General features: G+C 71.2%; 12 protein-coding genes. 6 read left to right on the top strand and 6 right to left on the bottom strand.

All coding sequences use genetic code 11. The annotated features are described in order from the left end of the window. Positions 1-10: 10 nt before the first annotated feature. Positions 11-1,096: a helix-turn-helix domain-containing protein gene (locus tag IE244_RS14570; RefSeq protein ID WP_229854104.1), complete on the bottom strand. Its 1,086-nt coding sequence runs from the start codon at positions 1,094-1,096 to the stop codon at positions 11-13. Positions 1,097-1,239: 143 nt separating this feature from the next. Between IE244_RS14570 and IE244_RS14565 the strand changes: the two genes are divergently transcribed. Both IE244_RS14565 and IE244_RS14560 read left to right on the top strand, forming a co-directional pair. Beyond that, positions 1,240-2,079: an alpha/beta fold hydrolase gene (locus IE244_RS14565; protein WP_191873938.1), complete on the top strand. Its 840-nt coding sequence runs from the start codon at positions 1,240-1,242 to the stop codon at positions 2,077-2,079. A 198-nt stretch (positions 2,080-2,277) separates the two neighbouring features. Beyond that, positions 2,278-3,972 carry a tetratricopeptide repeat protein gene (locus IE244_RS14560; protein WP_191873937.1) on the top strand — a complete coding sequence of 565 codons (1,695 nt, stop codon included), beginning with the start codon at positions 2,278-2,280 and terminating at the stop codon, positions 3,970-3,972. 33 nt (positions 3,973-4,005) lie between these two features. Here the strand turns inward: IE244_RS14560 and IE244_RS14555 are convergent, their stop codons facing one another. The 3 genes from IE244_RS14555 to IE244_RS14545 form a co-directional block, all read right to left on the bottom strand. Next, positions 4,006-4,545, bottom strand: coding sequence for a DUF6817 domain-containing protein (locus IE244_RS14555; RefSeq protein WP_191873936.1), 540 nt, complete (start codon positions 4,543-4,545; stop codon positions 4,006-4,008). A gap of 72 nt (positions 4,546-4,617) precedes the next feature. After that, positions 4,618-5,277 (bottom strand): GNAT family N-acetyltransferase, encoded by a 660-nt coding sequence (locus tag IE244_RS14550; protein ID WP_191873935.1) that lies wholly within the window; start codon positions 5,275-5,277, stop codon positions 4,618-4,620. A 401-nt stretch (positions 5,278-5,678) separates the two neighbouring features. Further along, positions 5,679-7,337 carry a penicillin-binding transpeptidase domain-containing protein gene (locus IE244_RS14545; protein ID WP_191873934.1) on the bottom strand — a complete coding sequence of 553 codons (1,659 nt, stop codon included), beginning with the start codon at positions 7,335-7,337 and terminating at the stop codon, positions 5,679-5,681. Between the two features lie 127 nt (positions 7,338-7,464). On the opposite strand from IE244_RS14545, the gene IE244_RS14540 reads away from it, so the two are divergent. Next, a complete protein-coding gene (locus IE244_RS14540) occupies positions 7,465-8,601 on the top strand; it encodes a hypothetical protein (RefSeq protein ID WP_191873933.1) in 1,137 nt (378 codons plus the stop codon). Positions 8,602-8,968: 367 nt separating this feature from the next. Here IE244_RS14540 and IE244_RS14535 read toward each other — a convergent pair whose 3' ends face one another. After that, positions 8,969-9,547, bottom strand: a complete 579-nt coding sequence (locus tag IE244_RS14535) for a TetR/AcrR family transcriptional regulator (protein WP_191873932.1) — start codon at positions 9,545-9,547, stop codon at positions 8,969-8,971. Positions 9,548-9,639: 92 nt separating this feature from the next. Between IE244_RS14535 and IE244_RS14530 the strand changes: the two genes are divergently transcribed. From IE244_RS14530 to IE244_RS14520, 3 genes are all read left to right on the top strand, one after another. Beyond that, positions 9,640-10,086 (top strand): anthrone oxygenase family protein, encoded by a 447-nt coding sequence (locus tag IE244_RS14530; RefSeq protein ID WP_191873931.1) that lies wholly within the window; start codon positions 9,640-9,642, stop codon positions 10,084-10,086. Positions 10,087-10,138: 52 nt separating this feature from the next. Then, entirely contained in the window at positions 10,139-10,300 is a 162-nt protein-coding gene (locus IE244_RS14525; RefSeq protein WP_229854103.1) for a hypothetical protein, read from the top strand. A 135-nt stretch (positions 10,301-10,435) separates the two neighbouring features. Further along, positions 10,436-10,861, top strand: a complete 426-nt coding sequence (locus IE244_RS14520; RefSeq protein WP_191873930.1) for a DUF4267 domain-containing protein — start codon at positions 10,436-10,438, stop codon at positions 10,859-10,861. A gap of 112 nt (positions 10,862-10,973) precedes the next feature. On the opposite strand, the gene IE244_RS14515 is transcribed toward IE244_RS14520, so the two are convergent. Then, positions 10,974-14,612 carry an nSTAND1 domain-containing NTPase gene (locus IE244_RS14515; protein WP_229854102.1) on the bottom strand — a complete coding sequence of 1,213 codons (3,639 nt, stop codon included), beginning with the start codon at positions 14,610-14,612 and terminating at the stop codon, positions 10,974-10,976. Positions 14,613-15,025: the final 413 nt, after the last annotated feature.

Genomic DNA, 15,025 nt, shown 5'->3' with positions numbered 1-15,025 from the left:
CCGCCCGCACTCAGGTGTCGGAGCTGAGCCAGACGCGAAGGGCCCACCACAGGTGGGCACAGTGGACGAGGGAACCGGTGAGCTCGTGGCCTGTGAGGTCCCGCAGGCGGCGGAGGCGGAACTTCACCGTGTTCGGGTGCACGTGCACGGCGGAAGCCGTGGGCCCGATGCGGGCACCGTGGTCGAGATAGGCCACGGCCGTACGGGCGAGCTCCCGGTGGAAGGGGTCGGCCGGGTCGAGGGCGGGCAGGAGTTCCGCTGCCAGCAGGCGGCCCAGTTCGGGTTGCGCCGCGAGGGCCGTCGGCAGCGCCAGCGCCGTCAGCTTCCGCGGGCCGCCCTCCGTGGCGGCCCGCAGCGCTCGGCGGCACACCTCGTACAGGCCGGGCAGGCGCGCGGGTGGCACGGGCGGCGAGACGACCAGCGGCGGCAGGCCTGCGGGCAGCTCGGGCATGTGGTGCAGTACGGCGGCGAGCGTTCCGTCGACCATGCCGGTCAGCCCGGCAGACCCGAGTACGGCCTCCACGTGCCGCGCCGTCGTAGGGTCGCTGATCTCACTCACCACGCAGTGGTAGGCACGGCCGGGTTCCAGTGGCCGGTCCACCGGCTCGCCGCGCAGGAGCGCCCGCAGCCGCTGGGCGGTGCTCTCCCGGGCCGTCCTGGCCAACTCCAGCTCGGTGATCCGGTGGGCGTGGACCATCCGGTGTTCCAGGGCCGTGGTGATCGTGTCGATCCGGGTGACCGCGTCCAGCAGGGCGTCGGCTGTCATCTCGGCGGCCCGGCCGCGCTCCACGACCGTCCGCACCAGCCAGGACCGACCGGCCTGGAAGCCGTCCAGCAGCGCGGCGACCGGCACGCCTTGCAGGGCCCGGTCGGTTCCCAGCCGGTCGGCCGCGGCGAGGTCGTCCTCGTCGGGCCCGCCCCGCACCAGGGCGGCGGACACGGCTTCGAGGACGGCCTGCGTGTGCCGCCTGACCTCGTGCTCCGGCAGTGCACCTACCTGCGGCGACCTGGCACGCGCGGTGGCCACCGCCTCCTCCAGCAACGACCGGTCGTCGCCGGCCAACCGGATCAGTTCCTGCACGCCCTCGCTCGTCACCCCGCCATTGTCCGCGACGCACAACGCCACGCCGTCCCGCTGGCCCATCGCTCCTGTGCGCGAGGCCCGGCGCTCTGGTTGGGTTGCCCAGGTGGCCGGAAGTGCGAAGTGAGCGCGAGGCCCGGCAGCATGGGAGACACCAGATGAATCTCGCCCACTGGATCACCGGTGGCACCAGGATCGAGCTGAACGGCCACCACCTGTTCGTCCGCCAGGACGGAGAAGGCATACCCGTCACGCTCCTGCACGGCTTCCCCACCTCTTCGCACGACTGGGCGATGACCGTCCCGCACCTGGTCCAGGCCGGATGCCGGACGACCACGCTCGACCTGCTCGGATTCGGTCAGAGCGACAAGCCCCGCCACCACCGCTACTCCGTCCACGAGCAAGCGGACCTGGTCGAGGCCGCCTGGGAACGGCTGCACATCGGCGAGACCGCACTGGTCGCCCACGACTACGGTGTCTCGGTCGCCCAGGAGTTGCTGGCTCGTGCCCCCGGCCGTGTCACCCGCACCGCCCTGCTGAACGGCGGCCTCTACGCCGACCTCCACCGCCCGATCCCGCTCCAGCGCCTCCTGCACAGCCGCGTCGGCCCGCTCCTGGCCCGCCTCACCGACGAGAGGAGATTCACCGCGAACCTGCGCAGCGTCCTGGCCAAGCCCGTCCCGGACGAGCTTCTGCACGACATGTGGACGTCCGTCGTCCGAGACAACGGCCATCACCTGGCCCCACGCCTGTTGCGGTACATCGACGACCGCCGCACCCACTTCCACCGCTGGACCCGCTCCCTCGAACAGTACGAGGGCCCACTGCTGTTCGTCTGGGGTCCCGACGACCCCGTCAGCGGAGCCCACGTGCTGGATCGCCTCCGCCGACGACTCCCCCACGCCGCCTTCACCGTGCCGGCCGGCATCGGCCACTACCCGCAGGTCGAAGCACCCGAGGAGACGGCACGGGCACTGGCCGCCTTCCTTGCGGTCTAGGCCGCTTCCGCCGGCTCAGCGCTCGGAGCGGACGAGAACGCCTGCCAGGTGGCACACGTGCGCACAGACGTTGCACCCAGGTGATTTCCTCCATGAACAGGCCGTATCGGTGCCGCCGTTCGCTAGGGTCATGGCACCGGCCGCCGTCGTGCCACCCCCGTCACCGGGACGGTTGGCCGTCGGCCATGAGGAGCTCGTATGCACTACTACGACCTCGGCAGCCACGGACGGCGCGTGACGACGTCGTCCACCGAGGCGCAGACGTGGTTCGACCGTGGGCTGAACTGGACGTACGCCTTCCACCACGAGGAGGCCGTCCGCTGTTTCGAGGCCGCCGCCGCGGCGGATCCCGACTGCGCCATGGCCGACTGGGGCGTGGCCTACGCGCTCGGGCCGAACTACAACAAGCCCTGGGAGGCTTTCGACGAGCGGGATCTGGGACGGTCGGTGGAGCGTGCGCACGCGGCCGTACAGCGCGCCCATGCCAAGGCTTCCGGCGCCAGCCCGGTCGAACAGGCCCTCATCGGTGCGCTGCGTGCCCGCTACCCACGAGCCCAGGCCCCGGATGTCGAGGACTGCTCCGTGTGGAACGCGGACTACGCCGACAGCATGCGGGCCGTGCACCGCTCGGCGGCCGACGACCTCGACGTGGCCACCCTGTACGCCGACGCCCTGATGAACCTCACGCCCTGGCAGCTGTGGGACATCCGCACGGGCGGTCCGGCCCGGGGCTCGCGCACCGTCGAGGCCAGGTCAGTGCTCGAACAGGCGATCACGACGGAGGCCGGCGCGCGCCACCCAGGCCTGCTCCACATGTACATCCACCTGATGGAGATGTCACCGACACCCGAGGCGGCTCTGCCCGTGGCGGACCGGCTGCGCGGTCTGGTGCCGGACGCGGGCCATCTCCAGCACATGCCGTCACACCTCGAAGTGCTCTGCGGCGACTTCCGCCGAGTGATCTCCGACAACACCGCGGCGATCGCGGCGGACGAGAAGTTCCACGCCAGGGCCGGGGCGATGAACTTCTACACCCTCTACCGGTGCCACAACTACCACTTCAAGATCTACGGTGCGATGTTCCTCGGCCGCTTCCAGGACGCGACGGAAACGGCGGACCGGCTCGAAGCGGCTGTGCCCGAGGAGCTGTTGCGTGTGGAAAGCCCGCCCATGGCGGACTGGCTGGAGGGCTTCCTCGCGATGCGGGTGCACGTACTGATCCGCTTCGGACGCTGGACCGACATCCTGCGCCTTCCGCTGCCCGCCGACGCCCAGCTGTACTGCGTGACCACGGCGATGCTGCGCTACGCGCGCGGGATCGCCCTGTCGGCCACGGGCCGCATCGACGAGGCCGACACCGAACGTGCCCTCTTCCACGACGCGGCCTCCCGTGTCCCGCAGACCCGGACGCTGTTCAACAACACCTGCGCGGACATCCTGGCTATCGCCGCGCAGATGCTGGACGGAGAGCTGGACTACCGCAAGGGGAGGTACGAATCGGCCTTCGCGGCGCTGCGCCGGTCGATCGAGCTGGACGACGGCCTTCCGTACGACGAGCCCTGGGGGTGGATGCAGCCCACCCGGCACGCCTACGGCGCACTGCTTCTCGAACAGGGCCTGCTCAAGGAGGCCGAGGCCGTCTACCGCGCCGACCTCGGACTCGACGACACCCTGCCACGCCCCCTGCAGCACCCGGGGAACGTCTGGGCCCTGCACGGTCTCCACGAGTGCCTCATGCGCCTCGGCAGGCGGGGAGAGGCGCGGATCGTGGCCCAGCAGCTGAAGTTCGCCGCCGCGATGGCCGACGTACCGATCGAAGCGTCGTGCTTCTGTCGTCTGGAGGCCTTCGCAGACCCCACGCCCCGGCACGGCTGCTGTACCGGACAGCAGTGAGCATGACGGGGCCTCAGGGGAGCGGCCGGGCCGCTACCGGTCGGACCGGCCCAGCACGGTGCGGCAGTGTGCCCAGGCCGGCTCGGACAGCAGTGGCCGCCATCGGGTGAACAGGCCGAGCAGGTCCGCCCCGTGGCGTGAGCGGGCCTCCGGGCTGATGGCGGCGATGTCCAGCTCGTTCGCGGCGGTGAGCTCGGCGAAGTCCCGACGCGCTGCCAGGCTTGGATGCGTGTGCGTTCCGGTGAACCGGTCGACGAACGCGCCTGCGTCATCGGTCAGGCCCCGGTAGGAGGATGTGCGGTCGCAGGATGCGTAGAAGTAGACGAGTGCTTCCGCCTCGACGCCGATCGCCTCGACCAGTTCCGCCCGGCGTCCCAGGTCCAGCAGCGCGACGGGGAACCCGTCGGTCCCGTAGAACGCGTGACAGAGCCCGGCCGACACCAGCGCCGGACGAGCGCCCCAGGCGGCGAGAAGGGCGCTCACCCGCTTCAGGTGGGCCAGCAGTGTCCCACCGGGATGCTCGATCTCTTCGGCTCCGGCCGCCTGCAGGATTGCCAGCGCTTCTGCGGTCATCTCGACATCACCCGTCCGAACGATCGCCGTCTGATGTGAAGCATGCCCGATGGCAGGCCGCCGGCCGGCCGCTCACTTCGGGGCGGGGACAGCGGTCGCCTGCCGGTGCCGGGCCAGGCTTCGCGCGATCCGGCGTTCGAGCCCTGCCCGGCAGTCGGGCCACTCCTCCGCGGTGATCGAAAAGATCGCAGAGTCGCGCAGCCGGCCGTCCTCACCGGGCACCCAGGACCGGGACCAGTTCCGCAGCACGCCCTCGAACCGTGCGCCGGCCGCCTCTATCGCGGCCCGCGACCGGCTGTTACGCGCGTCGGTCTTCAGGTCGAGGCGTGCCACCGCCCAGTGCTCGAACGCGTGCCGGAACAGCAAGTACTTGGCCTCGGTGTTCACCCCCGAGCCCTGGGCCGACGCCGCGAGCCAGGTGAACCCGACCTCGATGGCGCTCAGACCTTCTCCGTCCAGCCACAGCCTCGGATCCCAGTAGGCCGTGGTCCCGACCGCCCGCCCTGACGCCCGGTCCACCTGCGCGTACGGGGCGAGCTTGCCGGCAGCGGCTCGCGCGAGCTGGGCATCGATGTACCCGTGGACCTCGTCCGCCGTGGGAACCCAGGTGAACCGGTACGAGCTGCGGTCCTCCTCCGCCGCCACCGCCAGGTCCGCCGCATGCCCGTGATCAAGAGGCTCCAGACGCACCAGCGCGCCTTCCAGAACCGGTCCTTCCAAGACGAAATCCATCGCTCGCCACTCCCGCGTCGGCACACGCTCGTATCCGGGCCGAAGGGCCCGAGCCCGCAGCGTTCCAGAAGCATCGCTCGATGTCGCGCGAATTCCTCACGCGCGTGGGAGGGAGGTGCTGCGCGGCGCGCTCCGCAGGCGCCACACAGCTCCCTCCTCATCATGTGCCGACAGGGCGTGTACGAGAGCCGGCGCGGCCCCGTCGGCCTGCACGGGCCGGTGAAGCAGCGGCGGATGGGAGGGTCCACCGGGCCACGGCACGAAAGGGCTGTGGCCGACGGGGAGTTCTCCAGTCGATCATGCAGGCCTGCCGGCCGGAGTCCGTGGCGGCGCTGCGGGACGTGCTCTCAGCCGCTCGACCGGCCGGGCAGGTCCGGTGCCCTGTCAGGAGTCGGCCGTGGTCAGCTGCTGGTCAGCAGTTGCCGGACGACGTATCCGGCGGAGTCCACGCCGGAGCTGCCTCCTTCGACCAGGGCCGCGACCGCCGTGTGGGAGTCGTACGCGGTCAGCCACCCGTTGGTGTGGTCCCCCTCTTCCGCTGTGCCTGTTTTCGCGCCGACACCCGGCAGCCCGCCGAGGCGCGGGGCCGCGGTGCCGGTGGAGGCCGCGCTGCGCATCATCGTCTGGAGGTAGCCCGCGGTGCGGCCGGTGATGGGGCGGGGGGCGCTCTGCTGGTGCTGACCCGGCAGGATGACGGGCTGCTTGAATCCGACGCCTCGCACGGTGGCCGCCACGGACGCCATGAACAACGGCGTGGCCGTGACCTTGCCCTGGCCTATGAACTGGGCTGCCTGGTCGCCGCCTTGGGCGTCGGCCGGGATGCTCGGATCGGTCGTGGCCACTCCGCCGCCGATGGACCAGCTGCCCATGCCGAAGACGTTGACGGCCTCGTCGTGCAGGGCGGAGGCGTCGCCGTTATGCACGAGATAGTGGAAGCCGTCCTTGATGAAGGAGGTGTTGCAGGACACCGTGAACGCCTGGGTGAGCGTGGAGCCGGGGTCGGCCCTTACGCCCGGGTCGTTGTGGAACAGCTGGCTGTTGGCCGTCAGTGAGTCCGTGCAGGGCGCGGGACTGTCCGCGGTGAGGCCCGCCTGGTCGAACAGGGCCGCCGAGGTGATGATCTTCATGGTGGAGCCCGGTGACTTGATGCCGTTGATGGCGATGTCGCCGTCGTCGCCCGTGTGCGCGATCGCGAGGATGTGGCCGTTGCTCCAGTCGAGCGCTACCGTACCGGCCGGCTTGTTCTGCAGGTGAGCGTCCGTCACCGCGTGCTCGGCCACGGTCTGCAGGCGGGCGTCGATCGTCGTCCTGATGACCGGGGTCCGGCCCTTGGAGAAGACCTCCAGCGTCTTGATCCCCGCGCCTTCGCCATCGACCACCGCGACACCGGTACCCGCGGCACCGCCCTTGGGCTTGACCTTCTGGCGGATGGTCGCCGCGATGTCCCGCAAGGAGGAGAACGTGGTCAGGTCGGTCTTGCCGTCGCTCGCCACCACCTTCGCCGAGCTCGCACCGGCGGGGAGCTTGCCGGCGGTGAGTGACTGGCCGTCACCGAGGCCGGGATAGAGCACCGAGTTGTTCCAGTGCACCGCCGGCACGCCGTTCGTGCTGCGTACCACCGCCGCGGCGCTGGGGTAGGTCCACGTGCCCCCCGCCACCTCGGCCCGCACGTCGAAGGTGACCTTGGTGGCGCCCGGTGTCACCGTGGACGGACCTGCCGATTCCACGTGGTCGAACGTCAGCTTCTTCAGACGCAGGCCGTCCTTGTAGGAGTGCAGCGCTCGCGTCGCCGTGGCGGGAGTGTCGGTGTCCCCGGCGGCCCCCTCGAAGCGCTGCTCGGACCAGCTGTCCAGGAAGGCACGCGTCAGCTTGACCGCTGTGGCGTCCGACGGAGGCGTGCTCGACAGCGTGGACGGGTCGAATGTGCGGGCCGTGTCGGGGCGGCCGTCCCCTGTTGCGCCACCGGTCAACCCGCGGACGAGGTTGTAGGTGCCGATTCCCCCGGCGACGAGCAGTGCCGTGCATGTCCCGGCTATGCCGAGCTTCACAGGTCTGTTCATGTGGGGATTCTGTCGTTTCGGGGCCGGGGTGGCCTGAGTACGCGTACTCAGGCCACACTGATCAACAAGCCCTACTCTTCGGCTGATCGACACACTCTTGGATGCGGGACCAAGCGGGGGAACACACATGACATATCGGCGTGCGGTGATACCGGCACTGGCCGGGGGCCTGCTGATCACGCTGCTGCTGTGGTGGGCGGGGGCGAGCGCGCAGGCGCTGGAACTGCGCGGCACGACGGGCGTGTTCGACGTTCAGTCCGCGGCCGAACTGCGAAGGTGGCTGCTCCCGTGGTCGTACGAACCCCCGACGGGGCTGCTGTCCGACGGGCCTGCGGCCACGGGCACCGGCGGCACCGCCTTGAGCGGGGGCACGCAGTACGCCGATCTGTACCACACCGCGATGCAGATCAGGTTCGTGGCGGTCTTCGTGTTCTTCGTGGCCGGCGCGCTGCTTCTGGTCCGCAGGCTTCCGCCGGTTCAGCGCCGTACGCCGGCCACCCTGCTCGCGCTGTGGGCCTGGGGCCCGGTGGCCGGAACGCTCGCCGTGACGGTTTCCGCGCCGTGGCTGATCGCGTCCGGGGGGCACGGCAGCTACCGGGTCCTGCCGCAGCTGGCGGTCGTGGTCGCCTCAAGCGGTCCGGTCGTCGTCTTCACGGCGTTGTTGACCGCTCTGCTCACGGTGTTCATGGCGCGCGTCACCGCGAAGGGTGCGGATCCGCTGCCCCGGCGGAGTGTGCCGCCTCGCGCCGCCCGCCTCGCCGCGAGCGTCGGGACCGCCGTCGTCGCGCTGTCGCTGGTGGTCCTGTCGTACCAGTCGGTGGCGGCTCGGATCCAGACCTCGTTCGGTGGTGGAGGGATGCTGTCCGAGCCGGGCGACCTGCTGCGCGAGTGGCTGCTGCTGGGCGGCTGGTCGGGCCCGGCGAGCACGCCGCTGGGCCACTGGCTGCTGTACCGAGCCGCCGACGTGGTCATGCTGGCGGTGGTGTGGTGGGCGCTGCGGCTGCTGCCCGGTCTGCTCACCCGGACCACGGTGCCGGCGATGGCGGTGGGCGCGGTCTGCGCGACCGTGCTGGGCCTGTTCGCGAGCCAGGTGCTGCACATGGCCATGGACGACACCGCCAGAGTGTGGGGATTCATGTACCTGTTCGCCGATCTCGGTGACGGCGTCCCGGCCGCGCTCACCTTCGGCGTCACGGCGGGAATCGCGGCCTTTGCGACCCTGCGACTGGCCGAGGGCCGTGGCGCGAGCCGGTCTGGAAGCTGAGGACGGCGGCAACGCCGGGCAGGGTGCTCCCGCGCCCGGCGGGCCGGCGTGGCATCCGGCGGGTTGTCGTGGAGCCACCTGCCGGCCGCCCGTCCCCGCAGCGGTCCCGGCCGGGAGGGGCGACGGGCCCGGCACCGGTGCGTCCGTTGTTCATGGTGCCGCGCGACGGGGCGTATACCGAAGGGGACTCGATGCCCTCCGAGGAGACCGCCTCAACGACCGGTCCAGGGCCTGACGCGGTGTGACTCATGTGACGGGATCCGGCGATCCGCGGCCGCGCCGGGTGGGCGCGGGTGGCGGAAGCGATGCCGCAGGCAGGCATCGGCGGGGCCCGAGGGCCCGGCCGCGTGCGCGCCGGGATGGTGTGTCACACCACGGCGAGCCGGTCCACGAGCAGCTCCAGCCTCTGCTCGGTGTACTCCGGCGGCAGCCGTCCCGACCGGGTGAGGGTCGCCACCCCGTGCAGGGACGCCCAGAACACCTCGGTGAACAGCCCCGGGTCGACGCCGTCCCCGGCGACCTCGCCCAGGCTCTCCAGCAGTGCGGCGAAGGCGTCCTTGAGAGGTTCCGGGGTGTCCTCCTGTGCGTACGCGAGACCGCCGTCGAGCTGGAAGAGGGCGTCGTAGACCGCCGGGTTGCGCGCGGCGAAGTCGAGGTAGGCGCGGGCGAGGGCGTACACCCGGGCGCGCGGGCCGTCCGCCGCGGCGGTCGCGGCCCGCACCGCCACGGCCATCTCGGTCGCGCCCTGGAGGGCGACGGCGCCGATGATCTCGCGCTTGCCGCGGAAGTGGCTGTAGAGGACGGGCTGGCTGTACTCGATGCGCTCGGCCAGCCGGCGTGTGGTGACGGCGTCCCAGCCCTGCTCCTCGGCGAGTTCACGGGCCGTCGCCACGATGAGGCGCTCGCGCTCCGCCCGTTCGCGCTGCTTGCGTTCCTGTACCGACATGATTCGATCCTAGCACCGCTAGACAATCGAGCGGCAGAAGCACTAGCGTTGCCTCATCGGCTAGCAACGCTAGACACCCGGGAGGGATCATCATGCTCAACGCGCTCGAGATCGTCACCACCGTGGTCGTCGGCGTGATGGTGGGGGTGGAGTTCTCCGTCGCCTTCGTCATGAACCGGATCCTCAACGCGCTCCCGGAAGACAGCGCCCAGCTCGGCCACGCCCACGGGGGCCGGATGCTCGGCGCCGTGATGCCGGTCTGGTACATAGGCTCGCTCGTCCTCGCCGCCATCTGGGCCATCGCCAGATGGCACCACCACGGCACCAGCCTCGTCGTCACCGCCGCCGCGCTGTTGATCCTCAGCGTGATCATGTCGATCCTGCTGCTCGTCCCGATCAACAACCGGAACAAGACGTGGACCCCTGACAACCGGCCCGCCGACTGGAAGCAGCAGCTGAACCGCTGGGAGCGCTTCCACTACGTCCGCGTCGCCGTCATCATCGCCGCCTTCGCCCTGCTGGTCACCGCCCTCACCTGAACCCACGGGCTCACCCGCCCGATCCGACCGACAGCGAGAGGAAGTGCCGAGAATGGCCGAGCGTCGTCTCCCTGCGGATACACAAGGGACGGCGGACAGTCAGCTCCTGATGAACGTCCCGGTCTGGGAGCCGGCCGAGGAGCTCGCCACGGCATTCGGGAGCCCGGAATTCCAGCGCATGGCGGCCGAGTTCCCCGACGACATCGTGTCGTAACCGCACGTCTTCGAGCAGATCGACGCATGACACGGCAGCTGTAGCCGGAGGAGGGCAGCCGCCGGAGAAGCCCTGCCCTCCCGGTCGCTCCAGCGACCACCACCAGGCTGACGAAGAACCCCAAGGAGAAGAACAATGTCGCTGAAGAAGATCAACACCATCCTGGCCGCCGCCTTCATCCTCTTCATCCTCTGGTTCGGGACGGAGTTCATCCTGAGCCCGGAGACGACGGCGCCGGGCTTCGGCCTGCCGAGCTGGCCGTCCGGCGACGGCGGCGGCTTCCTGATCGTCAAGGGAATCCGCGACGTCGTCCTGGCCTTGGTCCTGGGCATCCTGCTGGTGACGGGCCACCGACGGGCGCTGGGCTGGGTACTGCTGGTGGAGGCCCTCGCCGCGTACGGCGACATGGCCACCGTGCTGGCCCACCACGGCTCCGTGGCCACCGCGCTCGGCGTCCACGGCCTGACCGCGACACTGATGGTGGTCAACGGCCTGCTGATGATGCGCGAGACCCGCGAGGTCGCGGCCGCTCCGGCAACGCCCGCCCCGCAGCCCGCCTAACGCCGTCCCCGCTTCTCCGGCAGGGCGCCGCGCCGCCCTTGCCCGATACTCGTCGGCAAGATCATCCCTTGGCGCCCACCGCTGTTCCGCCGTGCCCGGGGCCAGGGCAGGGTCACGGACATGGCGGGCGGTAGGGGGAGCTCCCGACCAGACGGCTCCAGTCCTGCTGGGTCAGGGTTTGGCCCGTGGCCGCGCAGATCCGGCGGATGGCACGGCCGGCGTCGAGGTCCCACAGCCGTGTCGTTCCGTCGTCGCTCGCCGTCGCCAGAATGCGGTTCCGGGGGCTGAACACGGTGGTGCCGACGGTGGAGGTGTGGCCGATCAGCGCGTCACCCAGGCCGGAGGGGCGTGCCGGGTCGCTGATGTCCCACAGCCGGACCGTGCCGACCGTGGTCGCGGTGGCCATGGTGCGCCCGTCGGGGCTGAAGGCGATCGCGGATGCCGAGCGGTCGGCGTCGACGGGTGGTCCCAGTGGTCCGGGATGCGCCGGGTGGGCGGCGTCCCACAGGCGCACGAACCCGTCCCCCGCAACGGCGAGCAGGTGACCGTGCGGCGCCATGGCCACCGCATCACCGTCCAGCGCGTCGGTCGCCAGGACGACGTGCCGGGGGTCGCGGATGTCCCACAGCCAGATGGAGCCCCCGGACCCGGTGGCAAGGGTCCGGCCGTCCGGGCTGAGCTCCATGTCGGCAAAGTCGACCTTGACAGCCGTGCCCCGTCTCCGGGGCCGTAAGGGATCGTTCACGTCCCACAGCAGGAACTGCGGATCGTCGGCGGCGCCGAGCGAGGGGGTGCCCTCGTCCTTCTCGGCCAGGATGCGGCCATCTCGGCTGAAGGCCAGGGAGGTGATCATGTGGTCGCCTCGCGTTGCGATCCGGCCCCGGCGACGGGGATGCGCCGGGTCGGTGACATCCCACAGCCAGGCACCTCCACGGGGGCCGGCGACTGCGAGCAAGTGTCCGCCGGGCGCGAACACGGCGGCCCGCCCGGGCAGACTGCTCAGGGATCCGCCGGCGCCGGGATCGGCCACCTTCCACAACTGGACGCGTCTGAGACTCCGGCAGATCGTGGCCATGGTGTGCCCGTCGGGGCTGAACCCCGCGACAGCCGGCTTCGGGCAGCCCAGTTGGACAGTCGCCGGAAGACTCCATACCCGCATGGTCCCGTCATGCGTGATGAGCTGTCGGTGGCCGGGTCCGAAGAGCAGTGCGGTGCCGTGCGAAGACCGCTGCGCGAGAGGTTCACCGAGTCGTTGCGGCCTCTGGCCGTCGGCCATGCTCCACAGCTGTGCGCCGCTGTCTCCCGCGACGGCGGCCACGCGGCCGTCTGGGCTGAAGGCAACTGCGGTCGGTCCGCTGCCATCTGCGGTACGCAACGGCCGGGGCAGGCGTCGTGGCCGCTTGGGCCGGCCAACGTTCCAGAGCGGGACCTGCCCGTCGACCAGGGCGGTCGCGGCGATGCCCAGGGTCTGCCCGTCCGGGCTGAAGACGGGGCCGCCCTGATCGGTCAGGGCACTGAGCTCCTTGATCCGGGCCGGTCGCGTCACGTCCCACAGCCGCACGGCCTCGTTCTGTTCGAAACTCCCTGTCGCCAGCACATGCCCCCGCGGGCTGAACGCGGGTGCATCGCCCGGGAGGGTACGGGCGAGCCGCTCGGGGTGCCTCCCGTCGTGGACGTCCCACAGGTGGACGCGGTCCCCTCCGGCGGCGAGCAGATGTCCGTCAGGGCTCAACGCCATGGTGCTCGGGGACGACTCGCCGGGCATCCGGATCGTAGTGAGTCTCGTGGGGTGGAACGGGTCAGAGGTGTCCCACAGGCTGATCGAGGAGACGGTGTCGACAGCCAGCCGGCGTCCGTCCGAGCTGAGGGCCACGTCGTAGCTCTTCAGTGAACGGCCCACGCGCCGGGGATGGAGGAAGTCACGGGTGTTCCACAGACGCACCGTCCCGTCGGCTGTGGCGGTCGCCAGCAGCCGGCGGTGGGCGTCGGCCGCTACTTGGACGGTGTCCCTCCCCACGCCGTCGGCCTGACTGCCGTCGCCGGGAATCTCCGTGAACAGGGGGGTGTTCGCGTCGTTGATCACATGCGTGTAGGTGCGTGCCGACGGGTGCATGCGGTACGAGGCGATGTCCAACTGCGCTGCGAGCGAGATGTTCTGCACCCGTCCCGGCAGTGTCGTACCGCGCAGCTGGTCGGCCTCGGTGTCCATCCGGCGGGACACGGCGACCGCGCGCTCGGCACGTGCCGCGTCGCGCTGCCGGACGGAGACCAGGGCTGCGGCGCAGGTCACGAGCGTCAGTGCCGTCAGACCGGCCAGCAGGGTCTGCAGGCGGCGGGTGGTCCGCGCGGCTGCCCGTTGTTCGTCTCGGCGTGCCTTGAGGCTGGCCGTCAGGAACGCCGACTCCCGCGCGCTCAGGTCCTCCCGCCGGGTGAACGCCTCTTCGGCGTCCGACAGGCGTGTGCCCCGGTAGAGCGCGCCGGGGTCGTGGTCGAGCGCCTCCCACGTCCGGGCCGCCTCGGTCAGCCGGCGATGGATGCGCAGTCGCTCGCGATGCGTGTCGATCCAGCCGCGCAACCGGGGCCAGCTGGTGATGAGCGCCTCGTGGGCAAGGTCTACGGTGTCATGGCCGAGGGTGATCAGCCGGGCGCGGGCGAGGCGTTCCAGGACGGTCCGAAGGTCGGGGTCGGCCTCCAGTGGGAGATCCTCTCGGGCGAGGGGCCGGCGCGTGTCCTGCGTGCCGTCCCCCGGGCTGATCAGTCGGAGGAGTAATCGCTGTGCCACCTGGGCCTGGTCGGGGGTGAGCCGACCGTGGACGGCCTCGGCGGTGTGGGTGACGGCGCCCTGCAGACCGCCCGCCGCCTCGTAGGCCGCCAGGCTCAGGGCACGGCCGTTGCGGCGGTTCCAGGTCTCCAGCAAGGCGTGGGACATCAGCGGCAGGGCGCCTGGCTCACCCTCGACGTCGTCGAGAATGCGTGCGGTGAGAGCGCGTTCCACGATCAGGCCCGCGGCCTGGGCGGGCTTGGTGATGGCCTCGCGCAGCTGGTCGCGGCTCATCGGGCCGGCCAGCACCGTCCCGTCCTGCAGTACGGCGGTCAGCGCCGGGTGTTCGGCGCAGTGGCCGAGGAAGTCGGCGCGGACGGCGATGACGACGCGGAGCCGGCTCGCGGGGTCGGCGGCGGCCAGCAGGCGGTCGATGAACCGGTCGCGTTCGCCGCGGTCCGTGCACAGGGTGTAGAGCTCTTCGAACTGATCGATGATCAGCCAGGTGTCTCCGTCACCGGCCTTCGGCACCAGGCGCTGCTCGTGGGTGCGCAGCGGGTGCTCGCCGGGGGTGAGGACCCGCACGGCCAGTGGCCGGGGGTCCCCCCGGTCCGGGGCACGGAGGCGGGGGATGAGGCCGGCGCGCAGCAACGACGACTTGCCGCTGCCCGACGGACCGAACACCGCGCTGAACCGGCGGGATCGGGTCAGCGTGAGCAGGCGGTCGGTGAGGTCGTCGCGGCCGAAGAAGAGGTCGGCGTCGCCGGGTTCGAAGCGGGCCAGTCCGCGGTACGGCGGCGCGGCATCCGCGTCACCGGTGCGCGGCTGGGTCGCCGCTTCCGCGGCGGCCTCGCGCCACCGCGCCTGCCACAGCGTCTCATCGCCGCCGCAGGCCCGGACGTAGGCCAGCAGGACCGGGAGCGTCGGCAGCCGCTCCCCCGCAGCGGCCTGGGACAGGGTGCTCGCTCCCTGCCCTGTGCGCTGTGCCATCGCCCGGTAGGTCGGGCTTCCGGCTTCCGCCCGCAGTGTGCGTAACTCGCTCGCGAACCGCGCGACCGGACCCGCACCCGGATCGAGCGGGCTCTCTGGACGTCCTGCCATCGACGACTCCCCCTGTGGCCGCGGCGCATGGCTGGACAAGGTATGCCTGCTTGCAGCGCGAGGGCAATCCGCAGGCGTCTTCTGTGGGCATCGCCGGCCGCCGGGCCTGTGACCTGCGAAGTCTGCCATTGATCAGGGTGGCGGAACCGGCTGTCCGATCAATGCCGGGGCAGGAAGAGTCATGGCCCGGGTCCGGCTGCCGGCCGGCACGAGGGGAGCGGCCGGCAGCCAGGCCCCGCGGCGGCCGGGACGGCACCCGCCGGTCGCCGCTGGTGCGGACGCACCGGGCGGCGGCGTGCCCG

The sequence above is a fragment of the Streptomyces filipinensis genome (genome assembly GCF_014649495.1).
Classification (GTDB): domain Bacteria; phylum Actinomycetota; class Actinomycetes; order Streptomycetales; family Streptomycetaceae; genus Streptomyces; species Streptomyces filipinensis.
Note: the sequence above shows the minus strand (reverse complement) of the source record. Positions and strands in the feature narration are given on the sequence as shown.

Excerpts from the sequence above, each read along its gene's own strand:
- IE244_RS14560 (WP_191873937.1), top strand. The coding sequence starts at position 2,278 with ATGCACTACTACGACCTCGGCAGCCACGGACGGCGCGTGACGACGTCG.
- IE244_RS14565 (WP_191873938.1), top strand. The coding sequence starts at position 1,240 with ATGAATCTCGCCCACTGGATCACCGGTGGCACCAGGATCGAGCTGAAC.
- IE244_RS14515 (WP_229854102.1), bottom strand. The coding sequence starts at position 14,612 with ATGGCACAGCGCACAGGGCAGGGAGCGAGCACCCTGTCCCAGGCCGCT.
- IE244_RS14525 (WP_229854103.1), top strand. The coding sequence starts at position 10,139 with ATGGCCGAGCGTCGTCTCCCTGCGGATACACAAGGGACGGCGGACAGT.
- IE244_RS14545 (WP_191873934.1), bottom strand. The coding sequence starts at position 7,337 with ATGAACAGACCTGTGAAGCTCGGCATAGCCGGGACATGCACGGCACTG.
- IE244_RS14550 (WP_191873935.1), bottom strand. The coding sequence starts at position 5,277 with ATGGATTTCGTCTTGGAAGGACCGGTTCTGGAAGGCGCGCTGGTGCGT.
- IE244_RS14535 (WP_191873932.1), bottom strand. The coding sequence starts at position 9,547 with ATGTCGGTACAGGAACGCAAGCAGCGCGAACGGGCGGAGCGCGAGCGC.
- IE244_RS14540 (WP_191873933.1), top strand. The coding sequence starts at position 7,465 with ATGACATATCGGCGTGCGGTGATACCGGCACTGGCCGGGGGCCTGCTG.
- IE244_RS14555 (WP_191873936.1), bottom strand. The coding sequence starts at position 4,545 with ATGACCGCAGAAGCGCTGGCAATCCTGCAGGCGGCCGGAGCCGAAGAG.
- IE244_RS14520 (WP_191873930.1), top strand. The coding sequence starts at position 10,436 with ATGTCGCTGAAGAAGATCAACACCATCCTGGCCGCCGCCTTCATCCTC.
- IE244_RS14530 (WP_191873931.1), top strand. The coding sequence starts at position 9,640 with ATGCTCAACGCGCTCGAGATCGTCACCACCGTGGTCGTCGGCGTGATG.